Source organism: Variovorax jilinensis (assembly GCF_030316885.1).
Classification (GTDB): Bacteria; Pseudomonadota; Gammaproteobacteria; order Burkholderiales; family Burkholderiaceae_C; genus Variovorax; species Variovorax jilinensis.
In genome coordinates, this window is sequence record NZ_JASZYQ010000001.1 from 835736 (window position 1) to 857044 (window position 21309).

Consider the following 21309-nt stretch of genomic DNA (forward strand, 5'->3'; position numbering starts at 1 on the left):
GCGAGCAGCCGATCACGCGTCATTCGGCCAGCGGCGCCTCCGGCCGCCCGGTGCGTGGCGTGCGGCCCGGCCTGAGCTGGCCGACCAGCGCCAGCAGCGCATCCGCCATGCGGCGGTAGCCGGGTCCGGCGCCGAGCAGGAAGCGGGCATCGAAGAGCACGGCGAGCATCTCCATGTGCTCGACCGTGCGGTCGACGTGGCGCACCTTCGGTCCGAGGTGCTCGATCGCATTGCGATACGCCACGAGCACCTCGTCGAGCGCCGCATCGCCCACCGCGCCGGCGGCGGCCAGGCTGCCGTCGCGCAGCCGCTCGACCAGCACCGCTTCGGGGCTCAGCACCACGTCCCATGGGTCGCCGCCGAGCGCATGCAGGCGCGATACCGCGAGGCCGCATTGCCGCGCGAGCGCCACGCCCGCGGCTGCCTCGTCGGCGAGGTTCCAGTCGTCCAGCACGATGCGCAGCGCCAGGCCGTGCAGCGCGGGGTAGGGCCTGAAGCTGTCGTCGCCGGGCGCGCCCTGGGCCCGTTCGTAGGCCAGCACGCCGGCCTGCGCCGACTCGCCCATGCCCTTGGTCCAGCGCTCGCGCTGCGCGGCGCTGCCGCCCGCGCGCAGGAGCTGCAGCGCGAACACCACGGCGCGCCGCTTGTGGCCGCTGGCCAGCAGCGCATAGCGGTCGCTGTTGACCGCGCTCGACACCCCCGGGGCCCCGAGTCCGGGCCCGGCCACCAGCTTGTCGAGCGACAGCAGCCGCTCGAGCCCCTGCTCGACCAGCGGCAGGCCCTCGGCGCTGCGGAAGTCCTGGCCCGCGCGCTCGGCACCGAGCTCGATCTCGACCGCGGCCAGCTGTTCGATGTCGCGGATCGGCACCCGGCCCTGCAGGTCGACCGCCTGGATCGCGGACATCAGGGCCTGTCGCGCCTGTTCGTGGCAGCCGAGTTCGCGCCAGGTGGCGCCCAACGCCGACTGCAATGCCGGCAGTCGCAGCCAGGCCGGCGGACAGCGCCGATCGCGGGCATCCTCGATCGCCCGGATGCGGGCCTGGCGGTCGCTGTCGAGCGGCCGGTCCGGCCGGCGCGAGGCCTCGACGCGGGCCCGCGCCAGTTCGTCGAGCATCTCGTCGAGCGAGACGAAGGCGCTGCGGCCCTTCGATGCGCCGCCGGCGCCGTCGGCCTCGGCTTCGGCCAGCCAGAGCGGATCGCCGTAGGCCTGGAACGCGCCCCAGGTCACGTTGTCGGGGCGCGCGGCCCAGAGCGCCTGGCGCGCCTCGAAAACCGCGGTGCCGAAGGGCCTGCGGTTCTGCAGCAGCGACTGGTAGAAGACCTCGCCGAACTGCTGGGCGAGCTTGTCGTCGACCGCCCAGCCGGCCACCACGACGCAGCGCACGCCGATGTCCATGAGCTCGCGCGCCACGCTGGCGGCCAGCTTGTTGCCGTCGCGCACGGTCGGGCCTGCCGCGCTGCCCGGATCGATGCGTCCGAGGTGGCAGCAGTTGAGGAACACCAGCTCGGGCACCGACTCCATCGCCGCGATCTCGGCCGCCGTGATCAGCAGGCCGCCCGACAGCACCACGCCGCTGCGGCGCAGGCCGTCGGCGTGCGGCTGCTCGAACACGCCGTGTGCCGACACGTGAAGGATGCGATAGGGCTTGCGGTAGAGCTTGGCCAGCACGTCGGTGGCCAGCTTGTCGGCGCCGATCGCGCGGCTCACGTCGTAGCCCATGTTGGCGAACAGCGTCGCGATCGCGGTGGCCTCGACCTCGGCGCCCGCGAGCGCGTCGGGGTCCTGGCGGCCGGGGTTGGCCGGATCCGGGAAGGCCAGGCCGAAGCCCTGCACCGAGGGATTGCCGATGACGTAGGCGTTGCGAGCCAGGCTCTGGCGCACGTCGCGCCGGAAGGTCGACGAGGACAGCTGCCGCACCACCGGCGTGCACAGCGCGAGCGGCAGCAGCGGGCCGTCGCCCTGGGCCTCGGGCGTGAACAGAGGGTCGGTCAGCATCAGCTCCCACGGCAGGTTCGCCGTGGCGCCGTCGACCACCAGGACGATGCGCTGCAGCTGCCGCGCCGCATCCTTGAAGTCGGGCGGCACGATGAGCTGGAACAGCATGCGGCCGAAGTCGGAATTCCAGCGGGTCTGGCTGATCTGCTGCTGCACCAGGGTCTCGATCAGGCTGGGCTGGCGCTGCTGCACCACGGTCTCGGCGCGCGCGCGCTGGCCCACGTAGAGGAAGCGCAGCCGGTTCGCGAGACGACTCGCGCCCTCGGGCCGGGCCACGCCGGGCTGGTCGTCGGCATCGGTGACCACCAGCCGCGGCCAGTAGCTCGCGCCGCGGGTGTCGAACAGGCGCTGGCGCAGCCCCACGCCCTGCAGCAGCTCGCCGCTGCAGGCCAGCACCGTGTCGCGGGCCGCCGCCGCATCGGCCAGGCGCGGTGCCAGCTGGCGCAGCTCGTAGACCGCGGTGATCGCGGTGTCGAGGTAGAGCTCGACGATGTCGAGCCGTGCCACGCGCACCGAGAGTCCCGTGGTGCGCTTGAACTTCTCGTTGGCATCGACGACGCCGCGCACGATGGCCTCGACCGAAGCCGCGATCGAGAGATTGGCCGACGAGTTGTAGCCCAGCAGCAGCGTGGCCAGCGGCACCTCGCGGTCCTCGCGGCCCATGACGTCGACCACCTGCAGCAGATAGCGCAGCACGCCCGTGCGCACGGCGAGCATCAGCGACTCCTGGCTCAGGTTGCCCTCGTAGCTGCCGAGACCGGTGACCACGGCGCCGGTCAGCACGCCGAGCCGGCGGTCGAGTGCGCTCGGCGCGCGCAGCACGACGGCTGCGGTGCCGAGCGGACCGGCATAGAGGTCGAGCGCCTTGCGTTGCGCGAGCTGGCCGTCCATGAGCTCGGCGTCGATCAGCGCCTCGGTGCCGGCCATCGAGTCGTTCTCGTAGTGGCCGACCATGATCGGGCAGGCCAGGAAGCGCAGGTCCATGGCCTTCATGTTGACCTCGAGCCGGAGCTTGCCGCGTGGCGTGATCCGGCTGCCCGGCGTGCCCCCGATCATCGCGGCCGCGAGGTTGATGTCGTCGATCGCGTTCGGCGGGCCCGGGTCGTAGCTCACGGGGCGCTCGGGCGCGGTCGCGCGCGTGGTCGGCGGATTGCGATCGAGTCGCGCGGTCGCGCCGGTGACCAGCAGCTCGCCGAGCGCGACGAAACCGTCGGGGGTCGAGAGCAGGTCGCCATGCACCGCGGGCAGGTAGTAGGTGCTGCCGACGTTGCCGATGCGGCCCGAGTCCCAGGTCACGGTGCCGTCGCCGCGCGCAGTCGACACCATGCGCAGCCGGGGCTTGCCGCCGCGTTCCTCCAGCCGCAGGCCGCAGGGCGTGTTGGGCGCGATGCCGCACACGTAGATGGCCTTGGGCTGGTAGTCGGCCGGCAGGCTCGGCGGCGTGCCGGCCTTGGCGTCCTCGGTCCAGAGCCAGCCGGCCTGCGCCAGCGTGTCTGCATCGGGCTGGCCGCAGCGCTGGTCGCCGAACCAGAGATCGGTGTTCTGCGACTTGAGCGTGGCCCAGGTGTCGGCCTCCCAGTAGGCGTGCGCCTGGCCGCCCTCGGGCTGGCCCTGGAAAGTGTCGACGAACCAGGGTGCTGGCAGCAGCTGCAGCGCGCCGCGGAATCCCGACACGATGTCGAGCACGTCCTGCATGTCGTGGCGGAAGTCGAGCCGCGCCAGCGAGCGCAGCGAATTGCCCTTGCCGAGCATGTTCTCGACCATCGAGTGCGAGCCCTGGTGCGGCGTGCCGGCCATGACGAGCCGGGCGCCGTCGCGCTTCATGAGCGCGTCCATGACCTCGCGACGGCGGTAGATGCAGGCCCGCACCACCAGCCCGCCCATGCTGTGCGCAAGCAGGCGCACGGGCTGCGCGGTCTGCCGCAGCAACTGCTCGAGGAAGGTGCCGAGCCGCTCGCCGAGCACGTCGAGCGGCTGGCGCCAGTCGTAGGGGAAGGGCAGCACCTGGTGGCTGGCCGAGAGGTGCTCGCAGATGTCGCCATAGGCCTTGCCGAACAGTTCGCCGGCCGTGACCTTGTCGGCGCCGAAGGCGATGTTCCGCAGGCCGCCGGCGGCCAGCGACAGCGGATCGAGCCAGACCCGCCGGCCATCGGCATCGAGGTAGGTGCCCATCACGCCGGGCAGCACGACCACGATCGGGCGGTCTGCTGGCGGCGTGCCCGCGCGCGACTTGCCGATGCCGGCGGCGTCGAGGTTGGTGAAGCCGACCGGGATCGGCCGGAAGGCGTCGAGGCGGTCGGTGTCGTCGTCGACGAGCCAGTCGCGCATCGCGCTGCGGGTCTCGAGATTGCCGAAGTAGTTGAAATGCGAGACATCGGCCGCCCGGTCGAACAGCACGCGGGCGTTGCTCTTCACGGCCACGCCCGCGAGCATGGCCGAGGTGTCGACCACGAGGTCGTTGTCGGTATTCTCGAACAGCAGGAAGTCGGTCAGCAGCACGCCCATGCGCATCAGCAGGTTGCCGCCCTGGATGTCGCCCGCGATCAGTGCCATGCGCAGCCCCGGCTGCACAGCGCCGTCGCGCAGCAGCGCTGCCATCGGCGAATCGGGCAGCATCGCCTCGAGGCCCGGTACCAGGTGCGGGTTGGTGCGGTTGCGGGCGATCTCGACCACCACGCGCTTGAAGGCTGCGTAGAGCGGGTTGCCGAAGAAGTAGGGCACGTGGCCGATCAGCGTCAGCAGGCCCGAGAGGAAGACGTCGAAGTTTCCGCTCGCGAGTTTGGTGCCCTGCGCCGGGCTTGCCACGCGAACGTAGCGATCGATCACGGGCGCCTTGTCGCGCAGCATCGTGAACAGGGCGTGGAGCTGCTCGCGGTGCTCGGCGTGGGCGGTGTCCAGGTCCTTGCGCACTTCGGTCTCGCGCCCTTGCGCATCGCCGACACCCTTGAAGGCGTAGCTGTAGCGGTCGATGTGCTGGTCGATGTCCTGCAGGCACATGAGGTCGCCGACCAGGCCGCCGCGCGAATGCGTCACCAGGCTGATGCGAGCGCCGCGCGGCAGCGCGGTGGCGAGCTGCAGCGCGTTCTCGATCGGGCTCTCGGACAGCGTGCGGTGCTCGAAGCCGTAGATGCCGCCCGGGAAGCGGCTCTCTAGCCGGGCCCAGAGGCCGCGGTCGCTGCGCTGCAGGTCGCCGAAGCTGCCGAGCGTGCTCGAGCCCGTGCCATGGATGAAGACCAGTGCGGGGCGCGGTTTGCCGTCGGCGTCGATCATGCGCGCGGTGTCGTCGGCGGTGCCGCCCTCGAGCTTCGAGGCGCCGTCGTCCCAGCGGTACAGGTGACCTGGCGGGCGCGCGAGCTTCTCCTCGACCGCCCACATCAGCGCCTTGGTTCCGAGCCAGCTCACGCCCAGGCCTTCGAGACCCGCGAGCCTGGCCTTGCCCTTGCTGCCGAGCAGCTCGCCGAGGCGGGTGCGGGCCAGGTCCATCAGCGCGTCCTGGCCCACGGCCAGCGAGATCACCTTGCTGACCAGACTGCCGGCGGTGCTCGTGAAGATGCCGCGCTGCATCACGGCACCCTCGGCATTCATGCGGTCGAACAGCACCCGGCCGTCGGCATCGACCAGATCGGGCCGGTTGCGCAGCAACGCCGCCTGCAGCCGCGCAGGGCTCGTGATCAGCGTGCCGCCGTCGGCCAGTTCGATCACCAGCACCTCGTCGGCATCGGCCTCGAGATCGGCCGTCCCGCCTTCGGGCTGTCCGCGCGCGGCGGCGCTCAGGTCGACGCTGTCCCGGGGCTCCAGCAGGCCCGGCGGCAGGAAGTCGTCGGGCGCAGCGCCGGGCGCACCCGTGCTGCGCGTGGCGCTGCGCAGCAACGAGGGCAGTTCGGGGTGCGCGCTGCGTTGTCCGGTGATGCGCAGGACGATCGCTTCTTCGGCCATCGCTGCGCGCCTCAAGCGAACACCGCGCGACGCACCGAGGCGCTGGCGCCCTGGATCTGCGGCTTCTGCGGATAGCGGGTGGAGGGCAGGTCGTCCGCCAGTGCCGCATGCCAGTCGGCGTAGCTGGCCTTCTCTGGCAACGTGCGCAGGGCCTTCAGTGCATAGAAGGTGAAGGCGCCGTTGGGACGGTTCATGAAATTGGCGTCGTAGCTGAAGTGGCCTTCGCCCTCTTCGCAGCCCGCGAGCAGCACGTCGCCCGCGTCGTCCTTGTCGTTCTTCGGCCTGAAGGCGGAACCGCCGCCGTGCGAGCCGGCCTTCGGCAGCGCCGCACCCTTCGGGCCCGCCGACGCGGCCCGCGCCTCCGGCAGCCAGGCCTGCATCGGCAGGAAGCGCGGCATGCGGTCGGCGTCGCGGTCGGCGGCGCTGGGCGGCGCGCGGTTGACGGTGCCCGAATGGCAGCTGTCGGAAATCAGCACCAGGTGCACGCCCTCGCGCCGGGTCTTGAAGATGGCGTGGATCTCGTCGTCGATCAGTGCGGCGCCGAGCTTGCGGATGTCGTGGGGACAGAGCGCCTCGTCGAGGCCGTCGGCCTCCTCGCCATCGGTGTCGTACTGGTAGGTGCCGTGGCCCGAGTAGGTGATGACCACCAGGTCACCCGCTGCGGCCTGCGAGATCACGCGCCGGAAGCCCTCCACCATGCCGGCCTTGGTGGCCTGTTCGTCGATCAGCTTGCTGACGCTGAAGCCGCGCCTGGCAAGCTCGGCGGCCCAGTCGCCGGCGTCGTTGACACAGCCCCGCAGGTCCATGTCGGTGCCGGGATAGTTGTTGATGCCGATGCACAGGGCGAGCTTCTTCATGCGATGCCTCCAGTCTTCTCCCGGCATTGGACACGCGGGGACCGCGGCTCGCGCCCACCAAAGGAGGTATAGCGCACGGCAGGGGCGCAGGGCGCCGACGGTGCGCGCTATTCGCAGAGGCGCCGGATCTCGGGCGGGATCGGCACCGCGCGGATGCCGCCACCCTCGCGCGCGGCGGCGAAGATGCGGACCTCCTCGCACTCGAGGATCAGGTCATCGCCACGCGTGACGCGATAGGTCTGGACGAAGCTCTTGTCGCGCCATTCGGTGATCGCCACCGCGATCTGCAGCGTGTCGCCGTAGCTCGCGCTCTTGACGAAGCGCGTGTGGGTGTCGACCAGCGGCGTGCCGATGACGCCCAGGGTGCGCGCAGTCTCCTCCCAGCGCGGCACGCCGCGCTCGGCGAAGAAGTGGCGCGAGGCGGCATCGATCCAGCGGAAGAAGTTCGGGAACCAGACGATGCCGGCGGGGTCGCAGTCGCCGAATTCGACCCGGACCGTGTAGGTGACTTGGATGCTCATCAGCCCATTTTCGTCGGCAGCCACAGCGCAATCACCGGGAACGCGATCAGGATCACCAGGCGGATGATGTCGGTCACGATGAAGGGCAGCACGCCCTTGAAGATGGTGGTGAAGCTCACGTCCTTCACCACGCTCTTGATCACGAACACGTTCATGCCCACGGGTGGATGGATCAGGCCAAGTTCCACCGTCATCACGATGATCACGCCGAACCAGATCGGATCGAAGCCCAGCGCCACGATCACCGGGAAGATGATCGGCACCGTGAGGATGATCATCGCCATCGCGTCCATCAGGCAGCCGAGCACCAGGTACATCAGCATGATCAGCGCCAGCACGCCGTAGCGGCCGATGCCCAGGCCGGTGAGGAACTCCGTGAGCTTCTGCGGGCTCTGCGTGATGGTCAGGAAGTAGCCGAACAGCAGCGCGCCGATCAGCACCGTGAAGACCGCGGCGGCGGTGCGCGTGGCCGACAGCAGCGCCTCGCGGATCTTCGGGCCATCGAGCTTGCGCCGCAGCACGCCGAGGATGAAGGCACCACTCGCCCCCACGCCGCCGGCCTCGGTGGGCGTGAAGAAGCCGCCGTAGAGGCCGCCGATGACGAACACGAACAGCACCAGCGGCGCCCAGACGTTCTTGAGGTCGGCCACCCGTTCGGACCACGGCCTGAGCGTGCCACCGGGCAGCCACGCGGGCCGCACGCGCACGATGATCGCGATCGTCAGCACGTACATCCCCATGGCCAGGATGCCGGGCACGATGCCGGCCATGAAGAGCTTGCCGATGTCCTGCTGCGTGAGGATGGCGTACACCGCGAGCACCGTGGAAGGCGGCAGGATGGCGCCCAGCGTGCCGCCGGCGGCGATCACGCCGGTCGAGAAGGACTGCGGGTAGTTGAAGCGGCGCATCTCGGGGTAGGCCACGGCCGAGAAGGTCGCGGCCGTGGCCACCGACGAGCCGCAGATCGCGGCAAAGCCGCCGCAGGCCAGCACCGTGGCCACGCCGAGCCCGCCGCGCAGGTGGCCGATCATCGAATTGGCGGCCTTGAACAGCTCGCGGCTCACGCCCGACACCGACACCAGCGCACCCATCAGCATGAACATCGGGATCACGCCGAAGGTGTAGTCGGTCACCGTGCGCATCGAGGTCTGGCCGACCAGCTTGAGCGCGGGGCCCGGGCCCACGATCCATGCATAGCCGGTGACGCCGACCAGGCCCATCGCCATGCCCACCGGCACGCGCAGCAGCATCAGGGCGAAGAGCACCACGAAGCCCAGTACCGCGATCGCATCGGTGCTCATGGGGCCCCCACGTTCGGCACTGTCGTGTCCTCACTGCCCCCCGAGGGGGCCTTCGCACCTTGGAGCGGTCCGGCGGTGCTCATTCATCAGCCTTCATTTCCGGCTTCTCGTCATGCAGCAGCTCGGGGTGGAAGATCAGCCTGTAGGTGCGGATCGCGATCAGCACCACGGCCGAGACGTCGCCGAGCCAGGCCACTGCGTAGAAGGGCCAGGTCGGGATGTTCATGTCGTAGGTCAGCACGTTATCGACGTAGGTGCTGCGCACCTTGTCGAACAGCATGGCGGTCTGCACCGCGACCACGAACAGCAGCACCAGCGTGGCGAAGACGTCGATCCAGCGCTTCATGCGCGGCCCGGCCGCGGTCCACACCAGGTCGACCGTGATGTGCCCGCCGCGGTAGCTGGTCGCCGCGATGCCCCAGAAGATCAGGATGCCCAGCAGCATGCGGCCGAAGTCGTAGGAATCGGGAATCGAGGTGTCGAAGAACTTGCGCAGCACCACCGCGAGGAAGATGTTGAGCGCGACGATGCCCACGAACATGGCGGCGAGCCACTCGATCGAGTTGATCATGCGGTCCATGAACCCGACGCGCGGCCTCGGCGTCTTCATCGCATCTCCGCTGGCCATCGTTCGTGCCTCGCCCGGGTCAGAGCGCCGACTTGTTCTTCGCCAGGCTGGCCTTGAGCGCGTCCATCACGGCCTTCGGATCCTGCCCGACCTTCTTCACGCCCTCGGCCCACTGGGCCTCGCCGGGGGCGGTGGCCTTGCGCCAGGCGTCGAGCTGCTCGGGCGTGAGCTTGTAGATCTCGTGGCCGGCCTGGCCCGCGATCTTGGCGCGGCCCGCGAACTCGAAATCGGCCCAGGGCGCCGCCACCTTCTCGGCCCATTCGCTGGTGCAGTGGTCGTCGATCACCTTCTTCTGCGCCGGCGACATGCTGTCGTACTTGCTCTGGTTCATGGCCCAGACGAAGGGCGTGACGTAGAGCGGCACGTCCATGTGATAGCTCACGACCTTGTCGATGCCGAACAGGCCGATCGAGCCCCACGGGAAGGTGATCGCATCGGCCACGCCGCGCTCGAGCATGTCGCGCGACTCGGGCGCGGAGGCCTGCACGTTGGTGCCGCCCAGCGAGGTGACCATCTGGCCGATGGTGCTCGTGGCAGGCCGGATCTTCATGCCCTTGATGTCGGTCGGCAGCGTGATCTTCTTGCGTGCGTGGAAGGTGCCGGGGTCGTGCACGAAGGCGAAGCAGAACTTGACGTCCTTCATCTCCTTGGCTGCGTACTGGCGGTACCACTCGTCGATCGCGGCCGAGCCGCCCTTGCCGTTGGCGAACAGGAAGGGCAGCGACGCGCCGGCCATGATCGGGAAGCGGCCCGGCTGGTAGCCGGGGTTGATGTAGGCGAAGTCGGCGATGCCGTCGCGCGCCATGTCGTAGTGGTCGAAGGCCTTGCCGAGCTGCTCGGAGGGGAACAGCGTGGCGGTGATGGTGCCGTTCGATGCCTTCTTGATGTCGTCCGCCCAGGCCTGCAGCGACGGGTTGAGCGGATGCTGCGCGGGCACCCAGCTCGACATCTTGAGGTTGACCGGCTTGTCCTGCGACAGCGCGGGCCCGGCGGCCAGCGCGAGGGCGGCGCAGAGTGCGAGGGCCGCTCGTCCGAGCGGCTGGGCGGAATGCAAAGTCATGGCTGTCTCCTGGCTGTTGTCGTTGAGTCTTCGAACCGGTACGCGCATGCAATCCGGTTATTTTTTATAAGAATCTGCAGCGCGTGCATCGGCATTTACCTTGAGTGGCGTTGCGCGCCCGCTCAACGCGGCGCGGCCTCCGGCCTGCGCTTCATCCAGCGGATCGGCTGTTCCTTCACGGGCCGCGGCGGCGCGCCATGGCGCACCAGTTCGGCATCGAGGGCGTTGCCGGCCTCGTCGGCCAGCGCGGCCTCACGCGCAGCTGCGATCGCGCGCGCTCGCGCCTCGGGCGCGCCGTCGGGCAGCGGCGCGATCGCGAGCTGGTCGATCACGTGCAGCAGGTTGGCCTTGCCGCGTTCGTTGGTGCTGCCGTAGCCCTTGATCAGGCGGCCGCAGAGCGCGATCTCGTGGCCCAGCCGCCAGTCGCTGCGGCAGCCTGCGATCACCGCGTCCAGCCAGCGGGCGATCAGCGCCTGCTCTTCGCCGAAGCGCTGGCCGCGCCTGCGCAGCCAGCGGAGCGACGCCAGCAAGCGCAGCGAGGCCATGCCCGCGACCGAGTGGCTGCCGACCTTGAGCGGCAGCGCCCACGGCGTCGCGCGGCGCCGGTCCCATGCCAGCAGGCGCCGTGCAAGCGCGGGCGGCAGCAGGGCCGCGAACTCGGGGGCGCCGGGCTTGAAGTGGTCCCAGACCTTGACGATGTCCGTCTCGCCGGCCTTGACCTCGGCGTGCACGCGGCGCGTGCGGCTCGCGCGGCTCTTGAGCTCTGCCACCCGCACGATGTCGTCGAAGGCCATCCAGAGCGCGAGCCAGCGCGCCATCTCGTGCGTCACGGCGAAGCCGCGGGCGCCGGCCGGATCGATGCTGCGCTCGGCCTCGAGCACCTGCTGCAGCCGCTCGACGTAGAGCGCGGCATAGGCCGGGTCCTGGTAGTCGAGCACGCGCGCATGGCCGAGCGAAAGCAGGCCGTGCAGCGCGGGAGGAAAGCGCGCGGCGACCTCGGCCGGCAGGGCAGGATTCAAGGGCAGGCCGCCTTCCGCCCGGTGCGCGGTCTCGTCGTCATCGGCCAGCAGGCGCGCGACCATCGCGGCCTGTTCACGCGGCCGTTGCACGGCGTCGAATGCGCTCGCGAAGCCGCGCAGGCTGGCGGCCGCCATCGCGCCGAGCTTCTCGGGCGCCTGCGTGTCGCTGCCACGCACCACGGCCTCGAAAGCCGCGCGCGGAAAAGGAAAGAGACCGCTGCCCGCGATCGCGCCGAGCATCACGGCGCTGACCACGGTGCCGGCCTCGCGCGCCGCGGCGCCCATGTCGAACAGGTGATGCTCGCGGCTGAAGGCCTTGACCACCTCGACGAACCGTGCGGCGTCGGCGCGGCCGTCGCCAGGCTGCATGCGTTCGGCGGTCGTCAGCGTGCGCCCGGTCGAGCTGATCACCAGCGTGCGCTGCGGCGCGCTCATGCCGTTGCCGATCTGGCGCACGGTCTCGAGCAGCTCGGACGAGACGATCGCGTCGAGCGCACCCGGCACCGGGCTCAGGCTGAAGACCGGCTTGCGCCCTGCGAGCCCGGCCAGCGGCAGCGGGAACACCTCGATGTAGTAGGTGGTCGCGCCCGTGCGCTGCGCGACGCCGGGGATCGAGGTGCTCTGCGCCGCGTAGCCCGCATGGCGCGCGATGTCGACCAGCCATTCGCTGAGCACGCCACCGCCTTCGCCGCCGAGCGCGCAGACGAGGAGGGTGATCGGTCGGGTGCCGTTTGCCATCTCAGGCGGGTTGCATGGCGCGCACCACGGCGCCGCGCAGGGCGTGCAGCAGTCGTTCGTGCCACTTCGCGTTCTGCACCACCTCGGCGCGGTAGAAGCTCGGGCACAGCGTGGCCGCATGCGCGTTGGCGCCGCACAGGCCGCAGCCCACGCAGCCGTCGATCACCACGGCCACCGGGTCGACCTTGAGCGGATCGGGGTTGTCCTTCACCGTGAGCGTCGGGCAGCCCGACAGCCGGATGCAGGCATGGTCGCCGTTGCAGACGTCCTCGTCGACGCCGTACCTGACGCGCACCACGCGCTCGCCGCGCCGCAGCAGGCCCGCGATCCAGGGCTTGATGCGGCGCTGCCGCTCGAGCTGGCATTCGCCTTCGGCAATGATCACCTTGAGGCCGTCGAAGTCGCTCGTGAAGGCCTCGTTGAGCGTCTTGCGCATCTTCGCCACGTCGTAGGTGTGGACCGTGCGCAGCCACTGCGCCCCGAGCCCCTTGAGGGTGGCCTCGATGGTCTGGTTCTTGTCGACCAGGCTCTGCTGCCTGTCGGCCGCGCGTTCCTTCACGTCGTCGCCGGGGGTCGAGATGATGTCCTGCGTGCCGGTGGCCGAGGTGTAGCCGTTCTTGAAGATCAGCAGTACCGCATCGTCGCCGTTGAAGAGCGCGCTCTGCACGCCCGTGAGCAGCCCGTTGTGCCAGAAGCCGCCGTCGCCCATGATCGACAGCGCGCGGCGCTGCATCATCGGCGACACGCCCGCGCGGCTCGCGAGGCTCATGCCGTAGCCCAGGATCGAATGCCCCATCGAGAAGGGCTCGAAGGTGCCGAAGGCATGGCAGCCGATGTCGGCCGCGATGTGCACCGGGCCGCTGTCCTGCTGCGCGAGCTTGAGCGCGGCGAACACCGGCCGCTCGGGGCAGCCGATGCAGAAGCTCGGCGGCCGGTTCGGCAGCGGCGCGCCGAGCCTGGCCGCCACCGCGGCGCGGCGCTCGCGGTTGCCATCGAGCCAGGCCTCGGCCGAATCGCGCGCATGGCCCGGCAGGTGGCGCTGCACGAAGAGGCCGAGCCCGGTGGCCAGCACCTCGACGCCGTATTCACCCGCGGGCGGCAGCAGGTCGCAGCCGTGCAGCGCGGTCCGGATGTCGCGGCGGCGCAGCAGCGTGGCGATCTCCTGCTCGATGTATTCGGGCTGGCCTTCCTCCACCACCAGCACGGCGAGCTTGTGCGCGCAGAAGTCCGCGACTTCCTCCGGCACCAGCGGATAGGCGACGTTGAGCACCAGCAGCGGGATGTCGGTGGCGCCGAAGGCGTCGGCCAGGCCCAGCTGCTGCAGGCTGCGGATCAGCGCGTTGTAGAGGCCGCCCTGCACCACGATGCCGAGCGATTCATGGCGCCCGGGGATCTGCTCGTTGAGCCGGTGCTCGGCGATGTAGCGGCGGGCCGCGGGCAGCCGCTCCTCGCCCTTGAGCTTCTCGTGGCGAAAGGTCACGGGCGGATGTGCGAGCCGCATGTAGTCGAAGCCGGCGGGCTCGGCCATCAGCGTGCGCGTGGAGATCGCGGGTGGCTGGTTGTCCTTGCATTCGAAGCTGCCGCGCACGTGGCAGGTGCGGATGCGCAGTTCCATCATGCAGGGCATGCTGGATGCCTCGGACAGCCGGAAGCCGTGCTCGACCATGTCCACCATCACGCCCAGGTCGGGCCGCGGGTCGAGCAGGCACATGCTGGACTTGAGCGCGTAGGCATGGGTGCGCTCCTGGATCACCGAGGCGCCTTCGCCGTAGTCCTCGCCGACCACGATCAGCACGCCGCCGCGCACGCCCGGCGACGACAGGTTCGACAGCGCGTCGGCCGCCACGTTGGTGCCGACGATCGACTTCCACGTCACCGCGCCGCGCAGCGGGTAGTGGATCGAGGCGCCGAGCATCGCGGCGGCCGAGGCTTCGTTCGAGCAGGCCTCCACGTGCACGCCGAGCTGGTCCATGTAGGGCTTGGCCTGGACCATCACGTCGAGCAGGTGCGACACCGGCGCGCCCTGGTAGCCGCCGACGTAGGCCACGCCCGATTGCAGCAGGCCCTTGGTGATCGCGAGGATGCCCTCGCCATGGAAGGTGTCGCCGGCGCCCAGGCGCAGGGCCTCGATCTCCTTGCTGAATGAGACTTCCAAGACCGGGTGCTCCTATTTGCCGCCGGGCGCGCCGCCCGGGCCCGGGAAGCGCGCGAGGTAGTAGGCGAGGGTGTCGAGGTCGGCGACCGGGATGCCGCTGAGTGCCGCGCCCATCGCCTGCGTGTAGCCCGGGCGCTTGCCCGTGCTGAATTCGCGCAGCGTGAGCTGCAGGTAGTCCTCGCGCTGCTGCGCGATGCGCGGCACCTGCTGGCCGCCGCTGAAATCCGCCCCGTGGCAGTTGACGCAGCGGTGCTCCTGCGCCAGCGCCTGGCCGCGCAGCATGCGGGCGGCGTCGGGCGGCGTGGCGGGCGGCGGCGCGGGCACCGGCGGCAGGGTTCCGATGTACTCGGAGAAGCCGCGCAGGTCGGCGTCGCTCATCGTCTTGGCAACGGCCGACATCGCCTCGTTGCCGCGCCGGCCCTCGCGGAACAGGAAGAGTTGCGTGATCGCGTAGAACGAATGCTGGCCTGCGAGCGCCGGCGTGCCCGGCATCTCGCTGCGGCCGTTGGCGCCGTGGCAGGCCGCGCACAGGGAGGCGAAGCGCTGCGCATAGGAAGCGGAGCCGGTGGCCGCGGGTGCGGCCGGTGCGGCCGCTGCAGGCTTGTTCTGGGCCTGCGGCTTCGGCTGCGCCTGGGACTGTGCGGGCAGCGGGATGCCGAGCCCGGCGGACAGCGTGGCCGCAAGCGCGCAGGTGATTGCCGCGGCCCGGCCCACGCGCCTCATTTGCCGCCGTAGCTGATGCGGTAGATGGCGCCTGCGTGGTCGTCGCTGACCAGCATCGAGCCGTCCCTGAGCACCAGGAAGTCGACCGGACGGCCCAGGTAGGCGTTGTTCTCGACGAAGCCGGTCATGAATGGCTCGACCCGCGCGCCGCCCTTGCCGTCGGGCCATGCGACGGCGATGTCGGCGTACTTGACCGAGCGGTTCCAGGGCCCGTGGCGGGCGATGAACATCGCGCCCTGGTACTTGGCCGGGAACATCTTGCCGCGGTAGAAGGTGAGGCCCAGCGCGCCGGCGTGCGGGCCCAGCAGCGCGGCCGGCTTCGCGAACTCGTCGCAGCTCTTGCCCCAGCCGAACTCGCTGTCGAGGATGTTGCCCTGGTGGCAGTACGGGAAGCCGAAGTGCTGGTCCTTGGCCGTGATCTGGTTGAGCTCGTCGTTGGGCAGCGATTCGCTGAACCAGTCGCGGCCGTTGTCGGTGAACCAGAGGTTGCCGGTCTTTGGATCGAAGTCGAAGCCCACCGTGTTGCGCACGCCGCGCGCCACGGTCTCGACGTTGCTGCCGTCGAGGTTCATGCGGAAGATGCGCGCATGCCGCTCGTCGGGGTCGCACAGGTTGCAGGGCGCGCCGACCGCGTAGTAGAGCTTGTCGCCGTGGATGCGCAGGTAGCGCCAGCTGTGGTCCTGGCCGCCCGGCAGCTTGTCGCTGAGCACCACCGGGGCGCCGAGCTTGTCGAGCTTGCCGGCCACGTTGTCGTAGCGCAGGATTTGCTTGTTGGTGGCGACGTACAGCGAGCCCTTGTTGTACTCGATGCCGGTCGCGAACTCCATCTTGTCGATCACGGTCTGCGGCGCGCGCTTGCCCTTCTCCTCGGCGATGGCGTAGACCTTGTTGCCGACGAACAGCGTGCTCACGAGCACGGTGCCGTCCGGGCCCTGGCGCAGCGCGCGTGCGTCCAGCACCCCGGGCGCCCAGGTCTCGACCTTGAAGCCCGGCGGCAGCTTGAACTTTGCGGTGGGCAGCTGGTCGGCCGCGGTCGGGATCGGGAACGCCGGCACCGGCGCCATGCGGCCGGCGGCCTCGGTCTTGGGGCGGCCCTTGGCCCACCCGGGCTCTTCGGCCGGCGGCTGCTGGGCCCACGCGGCAGAGGCCGCGCAAAAGAGGACGGCGAGTGCCGCGCGTTGACGCATCGTGCTCATGTGTTTGTCTCCTTCTCGTGGGTCGGCGCTGGGCCGGGTGCCAGTGTCGCGGCGCCGGATGCGGGCATCAATAAAATAATCGGACTAAGCAATATGAATGTCATGCATATCGATGCCATCGACCTGAACCTGCTGCGGCTCTTCGATGCGGTCTATCGCGCACGCAGCGTGAGCCGGGCCGCGGAGTCGCTCGGCCTGACTCAGCCGGCCGCCAGCCACGGCCTGGGCCGGCTGCGGCTGCTGCTCAACGACGCGCTGTTCACGCGCAGCCCGGGCGGCGTGGCGCCGACCCCGCGCGCCGACCGCCTGGCGGTCGCGGTGCAGGCGGCGCTGGGCACGCTCGAGGAAGCGCTCAACGAGCCCGACCGCTTCGAGCCCTCGGCCTCGCGCAAGGTCTTCCGCATCCACATGAGCGACATCGGCGAAGGCCGCTTCCTGCCGCTGCTGATGGCGCGGCTCGGCGCGCAGGCGCCCGGCGTGCGGCTGGAGACCCAGCCGCTGCAGCCGGCCGACATCGCGCCGGCGCTCGACAACGGGCGCATCGACTTCGCCTTCGGCTTCCTGCCCAAGGTGCGCGACACCCGGCGCGTCCATCTGCTCAAGGACCGCTACATCGTGCTGCTGCGCGAGGGCCATCCCTTCACGCGCGGAAGGCGTGGCAGCCGCGCGCTGCTCGACGCCTTGCAGACCCTGGAATACGTGGCGGTGCGCACCCATGCCGAGACGCTGCGCATCCTGCAGCTGCTCAATCTCGAGGACCGGGTGCGGCTCACGACCGAGCATTTCATGGTGCTGCCGGCGATCGTGCGGGCGACCGACCTGGCGGTGGTGATGCCGCGCAACATCGCGCGCGGCTTCGCGCAGGAGGGCGGCTACGCCATCGTCGAGCCGGCCTTTCCGCTGCGCGACTTCAGCGTCTCGCTGCACTGGAGCCGGCGCTTCGAGGCGGACGCTGCGAACCGCTGGCTGCGCGGGGTCATCCAGGAGCTGTTCGTGCAGGGCTGAGAACCGAGGGTTTTCCCACCCGTTACATACCGCTCGCCACATAGGCCCTATGGGGGCGAACATATGCCTCGGGCCGCGCCAGGCCCTAATGTCCGGTTGGCCCGTTTTTTGAACGTCACCCCGAGTCGCCCCACGAGATTGAGCATGACCCCGAACACCCAACCCATCCGCTTCTTCCACCGCGGCCGGATCGTCGACGTGAGCGGCGTTCACCCGACCCGCTCGGTGCTCGACTGGCTGCGCGAGGATGCGCGCTGCACCGGCACCAAAGAGGGTTGCAACGAGGGCGATTGCGGTGCATGCACCGTGGTGATCGGCGAGCTGGCCGAGCCCGGCGCCAAGGATGCCGTGGGCGGGCTGCGCCTGTCGACCGTCAACGCGTGCATCCAGTTCATGCCCACGCTGCACGGCAAGGCGCTGTTCACGGTGGAAGACCTCAAGCCCCAGTGCGGCAAGGCCAGCGACCCGGCCCAGAACGACAAGCACCCGGTGCAGCGCCTGCATCCGGTGCAGCAGGCACTGGTCGACTGCCACGGCTCGCAGTGCGGCTTCTGCACGCCGGGCTTCGTGATGTCACTGTGGTCCAGCTACGAGCATCACCAGGCCGAAGGCACGCGGCCCACGCGCCAGCAGCTGGCCGACGACCTCTCGGGCAACCTCTGCCGCTGTACCGGCTATCGCCCGATCCTCGACGCTGGCCAGCGGATGTTCGACCTGCCCGGCGTCCGGCTGGCGACCGAGCCGGTGGTGCAGGCGCTCGAGAGCCTGCGCCGCGACCGGACCTTCGAATACGCGGCGCCGCTGGGCCAGCGCATCGATCATTTCCATGCCCCGACCACGCTGGCCGAGCTGGCGGCGCTGCGCGAGGCCAGGCCGGCCGCCCAGCTGCTGGCGGGCTCGACCGACGTCGGCCTGTGGGTCAACAAGCAGTTCCGCGACCTCGGCGAGATCATCTTCGTCGGCGACGTGGCCGAGATGAAGACGATCGAGGAGCGCGCCGACGAGCTCTACATCGGCGCCGGTGCCTCGCTCGAGAGCGCCTTCGCCGCGCTGGTCGCACGCGTGCCCAGCCTGACCGACGTCTGGCTGCGCTTCGCCTCGCCGCCGATCCGCCATGCCGGCACCATGGGCGGCAACGTCGCCAACGGCTCGCCGATCGGCGATTCGCCGCCGGTGCTGATGGCGCTCGACGCCCAGATCGAGCTGCGTCGTGGCGATCGCGTGCGGCGCATGCCGCTGCCTGACTTCTACGTCGACTACATGAAGAACCGGCTCGAGCCCGGCGAGTTCGTGCAGGGCCTCGCACTGCCGCTCTCGGCCCTGCGGCGCCAGGTCCGGGCCTACAAGATCAGCAAGCGCTTCGACTGCGACATCTCGGCGCTGTGCGCGGGCTTCGCGATCGAGTTGGATGGTGACGTGGTCAGGGAAGTGCGCCTGGCCTTCGGCGGCATGGCGGCGACCGTCAAGCGCGGCGTGCAGGCCGAGGCCGCGCTGGTCGGCAAGCCCTGGAGCCAGGGCAGCGTCAATGCCGCCAAGCTCGCGCTGGCGCAGGACTTCAAGCCGCTCAGCGACATGCGCGCCAGTGCCGACTACCGCCTGCAGGTGGCGCAGAACCTGCTGCAGCGCCTGTGGCTCGAGACCCGCACGGCCGATCCGCTGCCCGTGGAAGCCACCAGCGTCTGGAGCGTGATGCCGCACGCCGCGGCCCGAGCCTGAAAAGGAGGCCTGAAATGAACAAACCCCTCGATCCCAGCCTGTTCCAGTCGGCCGAGGCCTTTGCCGACTACGTCGCCAACACGGCCGCGCGCATCGACGCCAAGGCCGAGGCGCGTGCGCACGATGGCGGCGCCCGCGTCGGCATCAGCCGGCCGCACGAATCGGCCCGGCTGCATGTGGCGGGCGAAGCCACCTACATCGACGACATCCCGGAACTCGCGGGCACGCTGCATTGCGCGCTGGGCCTCTCGCCGGTCGCCAACGGCCGGCTCAAGGGCATGGACCTGGCGGCGATCCGCGCGCTGCCGGGCGTGGTGGCGGTGCTGACCGCGAGCGACATCCCGGGCAGCAACGACTGCGGCTCGATCATCCACGACGATCCGATCCTCTGCGCGGGCGACATCCGCTACCTGGGCCAGCCGGTGTTCGCGGTGATCGCCGAGACGCGCGACATCGCGCGCCGGGCCGCGGCGCGTGCGAAGAGCGTGCTCGACATCGAGGCCGCGCCGCCGGTGCTGACGCCGCAGGACGCCCACGCCAGGGGCCAGTACGTGGTGCCGCCGATGCACCTGGTGCGCAGCACCGGCGAGGGCGGCGCCCAGGCCGCGATCGCGCGGGCGCCGCACCGTCACAAGGCGCAGCTCGACGTCGGCGGCCAGGAGCAGTTCTATCTCGAAGGCCAGATCAGCTACGCGATCCCGAAGGAGGGCGGCGCGATGCACGTGCATTGCTCGACCCAGCATCCGAGCGAGATGCAGCACCTGGTCGCGCACGCGCTGCATCTGCACGCCAACGAGGTGCAGGTCGAATGCAGGCGCATGGGCGGCGGCTTCGGCGGCAAGGAATCGCAGTCGGGCCTGTTCGCCTGCGTCGCCGCGGTGGCGGCCCACAAGCTGCAGCGCCCGGTCAAGCTGCGGCTGGACCGCGACGACGACTTCATGATCACGGGCCGCCGCCACTGCTTCTGGTACGAATACGAGGTCGGCTACGACGACGAGGGCCGCATCCTCGGCGCCGAGATCACGATGGTCTCGCGCGCCGGCCACTCGGCCGACCTGTCGGGTCCGGTCATGACGCGCGCGCTGTGCCACTTCGACAACGCCTACTGGCTGCCGGACGTGGCCATGCACGGGTTCTCGGGCAAGACCAACACGCAGAGCAACACCGCCTTCCGCGGCTTCGGCGGCCCCCAGGGCGCGATCGCGATCGAGAACATCCTCGACAGCGTGGCGCGCGAACTGGGCCGTGATCCGCTCGACGTGCGGCGCGCCAACTTCTACGGCAAGGGCGAGAACAACGTGACGCCCTACGGCCAGACGGTCAGCGACAACATCATCCACGAGCTGGTGGCCGAGCTGGAGCAGACCAGCGACTACCGCGCGCGGCGCGAAGAGGCCGCGGCCTTCAATGCCGCAAGCCCGGTGCTCAAGCGCGGCATCGCGCTGGCGCCGCTCAAGTTCGGCATTTCGTTCAACGTCAAGCACTTCAACCAGGCCGGGGCGCTGGTCCATGTCTACACCGACGGCTCGATCCTCGTGAACCACGGCGGCACCGAGATGGGGCAGGGCCTCAACACCAAGGTGGCGCAGGTGGTGGCGCACGAGCTCGGCGTGAGCTTCGACAGTGTCAAGGTGACGGCCACCGACACCCAGAAGGTCGCCAACACATCGGCCACCGCGGCATCGACCGGCGCCGACCTCAACGGCAAGGCGGCGCAGGATGCGGCGCGCCAGATCCGCGAACGGCTGGCCGCCTGCGCTGCCGCGCGCCACGGCGGCACGGCCGAGGAAGTCCGCTTCGCCAACGACAAGGTCGAGGTCGCCGGGCGCAGCCTGAGCTTCGCCACCGTGGTCGGCGAGGCCTACCTCGACCGCGTGCAGCTGTGGTCGGACGGCTTCTACGCCACGCCCGGCCTCTCGTGGGACAAGGACAGGATGTTCGGACGCCCCTTCTACTACTTCGCCTATGGCGCGGCGGTCAGCGAGGTCATCGTGGACACGCTCACGGGCGAATGGAAGCTGCTGCGCGCCGACATTCTGCACGACGCCGGCAAGTCGCTGAATCCCGCGGTCGACATCGGCCAGGTCGAGGGCGCATTCATCCAGGGCATGGGCTGGCTCACGACCGAGGAGCTGGTCTGGCACCCCAAGACCGGGCTGCTCACCACGCACGCGCCGAGCACCTACAAGATCCCGACCGCCAACGACTGCCCGCCGGTCTTCAACGTGCGGCTGTTCGATGGCCAGAACTTCGAGGATTCGATCCACCGCAGCAAGGCGGTCGGAGAGCCGCCGCTGCTGCTGCCGTTCTCGGTCTTCTTCGCCATCCGCGATGCGGTGTCGGCCGCGGGCGAGCACCGCAGCGATCCGCCGCTGTCGGCGCCGGCCACCAGCGAATCGATCCTGCGCGCCATCACCGCGGTGCAGCAGGCGGGCGCCTGAGGGATGGCCCATGTGAA

Annotated in this window: 13 protein-coding genes; 3 read left to right on the forward strand and 10 right to left on the reverse strand. The window is 70.1% G+C overall.

Annotated features, from left to right (window positions below; translation table 11 throughout):
• Positions 1-19: 19 nt before the first annotated feature.
• The 10 genes from QTH87_RS04065 to QTH87_RS04110 form a co-directional block, all read right to left on the reverse strand.
• Positions 20-5932: a DUF7379 domain-containing protein gene (locus tag QTH87_RS04065; RefSeq protein WP_286607089.1), complete on the reverse strand. Its 5913-nt coding sequence runs from the start codon at positions 5930-5932 to the stop codon at positions 20-22.
• 11 nt (positions 5933-5943) lie between these two features.
• Positions 5944-6789, reverse strand: a complete 846-nt coding sequence (locus QTH87_RS04070) for a caspase family protein (protein ID WP_286607091.1) — start codon at positions 6787-6789, stop codon at positions 5944-5946.
• Positions 6790-6896: 107 nt separating this feature from the next.
• Positions 6897-7310, reverse strand: a complete 414-nt coding sequence (locus tag QTH87_RS04075; protein WP_286607092.1) for an acyl-CoA thioesterase — start codon at positions 7308-7310, stop codon at positions 6897-6899.
• Positions 7310-8611 carry a TRAP transporter large permease gene (locus tag QTH87_RS04080; RefSeq protein WP_286607093.1) on the reverse strand — a complete coding sequence of 434 codons (1302 nt, stop codon included), beginning with the start codon at positions 8609-8611 and terminating at the stop codon, positions 7310-7312. The genes QTH87_RS04075 and QTH87_RS04080 overlap by 1 nt, the downstream gene beginning before the upstream one ends.
• Positions 8612-8690: 79 nt before the next feature.
• Positions 8691-9221 (reverse strand): TRAP transporter small permease, encoded by a 531-nt coding sequence (locus QTH87_RS04085; protein ID WP_286607095.1) that lies wholly within the window; start codon positions 9219-9221, stop codon positions 8691-8693.
• A 37-nt stretch (positions 9222-9258) separates the two neighbouring features.
• Positions 9259-10299, reverse strand: a complete 1041-nt coding sequence (locus tag QTH87_RS04090) for a TRAP transporter substrate-binding protein (protein WP_286607097.1) — start codon at positions 10297-10299, stop codon at positions 9259-9261.
• 122 nt (positions 10300-10421) lie between these two features.
• Entirely contained in the window at positions 10422-12056 is a 1635-nt protein-coding gene (locus QTH87_RS04095) for an indolepyruvate oxidoreductase subunit beta family protein (protein ID WP_286607098.1), read from the reverse strand.
• Between the two features lies 1 nt (position 12057).
• Positions 12058-14211 carry a thiamine pyrophosphate-dependent enzyme gene (locus QTH87_RS04100; protein ID WP_286607100.1) on the reverse strand — a complete coding sequence of 718 codons (2154 nt, stop codon included), beginning with the start codon at positions 14209-14211 and terminating at the stop codon, positions 12058-12060.
• A 12-nt stretch (positions 14212-14223) separates the two neighbouring features.
• Positions 14224-14934 carry a c-type cytochrome gene (locus tag QTH87_RS04105; RefSeq protein ID WP_286607102.1) on the reverse strand — a complete coding sequence of 237 codons (711 nt, stop codon included), beginning with the start codon at positions 14932-14934 and terminating at the stop codon, positions 14224-14226.
• Positions 14931-16130 carry a PQQ-dependent sugar dehydrogenase gene (locus tag QTH87_RS04110; RefSeq protein ID WP_286607103.1) on the reverse strand — a complete coding sequence of 400 codons (1200 nt, stop codon included), beginning with the start codon at positions 16128-16130 and terminating at the stop codon, positions 14931-14933. The genes QTH87_RS04105 and QTH87_RS04110 overlap by 4 nt, the downstream gene beginning before the upstream one ends.
• A 93-nt stretch (positions 16131-16223) precedes the next feature.
• On the opposite strand from QTH87_RS04110, the gene QTH87_RS04115 reads away from it, so the two are divergent.
• The 3 genes from QTH87_RS04115 to xdhB all read left to right on the forward strand — a co-directional run bounded on the left by QTH87_RS04115 (position 16224) and on the right by xdhB (position 21292).
• A complete protein-coding gene (locus tag QTH87_RS04115; RefSeq protein ID WP_286607105.1) occupies positions 16224-17135 on the forward strand; it encodes a LysR family transcriptional regulator in 912 nt (303 codons plus the stop codon).
• Between the two features lie 144 nt (positions 17136-17279).
• Positions 17280-18851, forward strand: coding sequence for a xanthine dehydrogenase small subunit (xdhA, locus tag QTH87_RS04120; RefSeq protein WP_444812737.1), 1572 nt, complete (start codon positions 17280-17282; stop codon positions 18849-18851).
• Positions 18852-18865: 14 nt separating this feature from the next.
• Complete coding sequence (xdhB, locus tag QTH87_RS04125; protein ID WP_286607109.1) at positions 18866-21292, forward strand: xanthine dehydrogenase molybdopterin binding subunit; 2427 nt, start codon at positions 18866-18868, stop codon at positions 21290-21292.
• Positions 21293-21309: the final 17 nt, after the last annotated feature.

What these genes read in the sequence shown, in the direction of transcription:
- QTH87_RS04095 (WP_286607098.1), bottom strand. Translation starts at nt 12,056, where the DNA reads ATGGCAAACGGCACCCGACCGATCACCCTCCTCGTCTGCGCGCTCGGC.
- xdhA (WP_444812737.1), top strand. Translation starts at nt 17,280, where the DNA reads ATGACCCCGAACACCCAACCCATCCGCTTCTTCCACCGCGGCCGGATC.
- QTH87_RS04065 (WP_286607089.1), bottom strand. Translation starts at nt 5,932, where the DNA reads ATGGCCGAAGAAGCGATCGTCCTGCGCATCACCGGACAACGCAGCGCG.
- QTH87_RS04110 (WP_286607103.1), bottom strand. Translation starts at nt 16,130, where the DNA reads ATGAGCACGATGCGTCAACGCGCGGCACTCGCCGTCCTCTTTTGCGCG.
- QTH87_RS04115 (WP_286607105.1), top strand. Translation starts at nt 16,224, where the DNA reads ATGAATGTCATGCATATCGATGCCATCGACCTGAACCTGCTGCGGCTC.
- QTH87_RS04080 (WP_286607093.1), bottom strand. Translation starts at nt 8,611, where the DNA reads ATGAGCACCGATGCGATCGCGGTACTGGGCTTCGTGGTGCTCTTCGCC.
- QTH87_RS04085 (WP_286607095.1), bottom strand. Translation starts at nt 9,221, where the DNA reads ATGAAGACGCCGAGGCCGCGCGTCGGGTTCATGGACCGCATGATCAAC.
- xdhB (WP_286607109.1), top strand. Translation starts at nt 18,866, where the DNA reads ATGAACAAACCCCTCGATCCCAGCCTGTTCCAGTCGGCCGAGGCCTTT.
- QTH87_RS04070 (WP_286607091.1), bottom strand. Translation starts at nt 6,789, where the DNA reads ATGAAGAAGCTCGCCCTGTGCATCGGCATCAACAACTATCCCGGCACC.
- QTH87_RS04075 (WP_286607092.1), bottom strand. Translation starts at nt 7,310, where the DNA reads ATGAGCATCCAAGTCACCTACACGGTCCGGGTCGAATTCGGCGACTGC.
- QTH87_RS04090 (WP_286607097.1), bottom strand. Translation starts at nt 10,299, where the DNA reads ATGACTTTGCATTCCGCCCAGCCGCTCGGACGAGCGGCCCTCGCACTC.
- QTH87_RS04105 (WP_286607102.1), bottom strand. Translation starts at nt 14,934, where the DNA reads ATGAGGCGCGTGGGCCGGGCCGCGGCAATCACCTGCGCGCTTGCGGCC.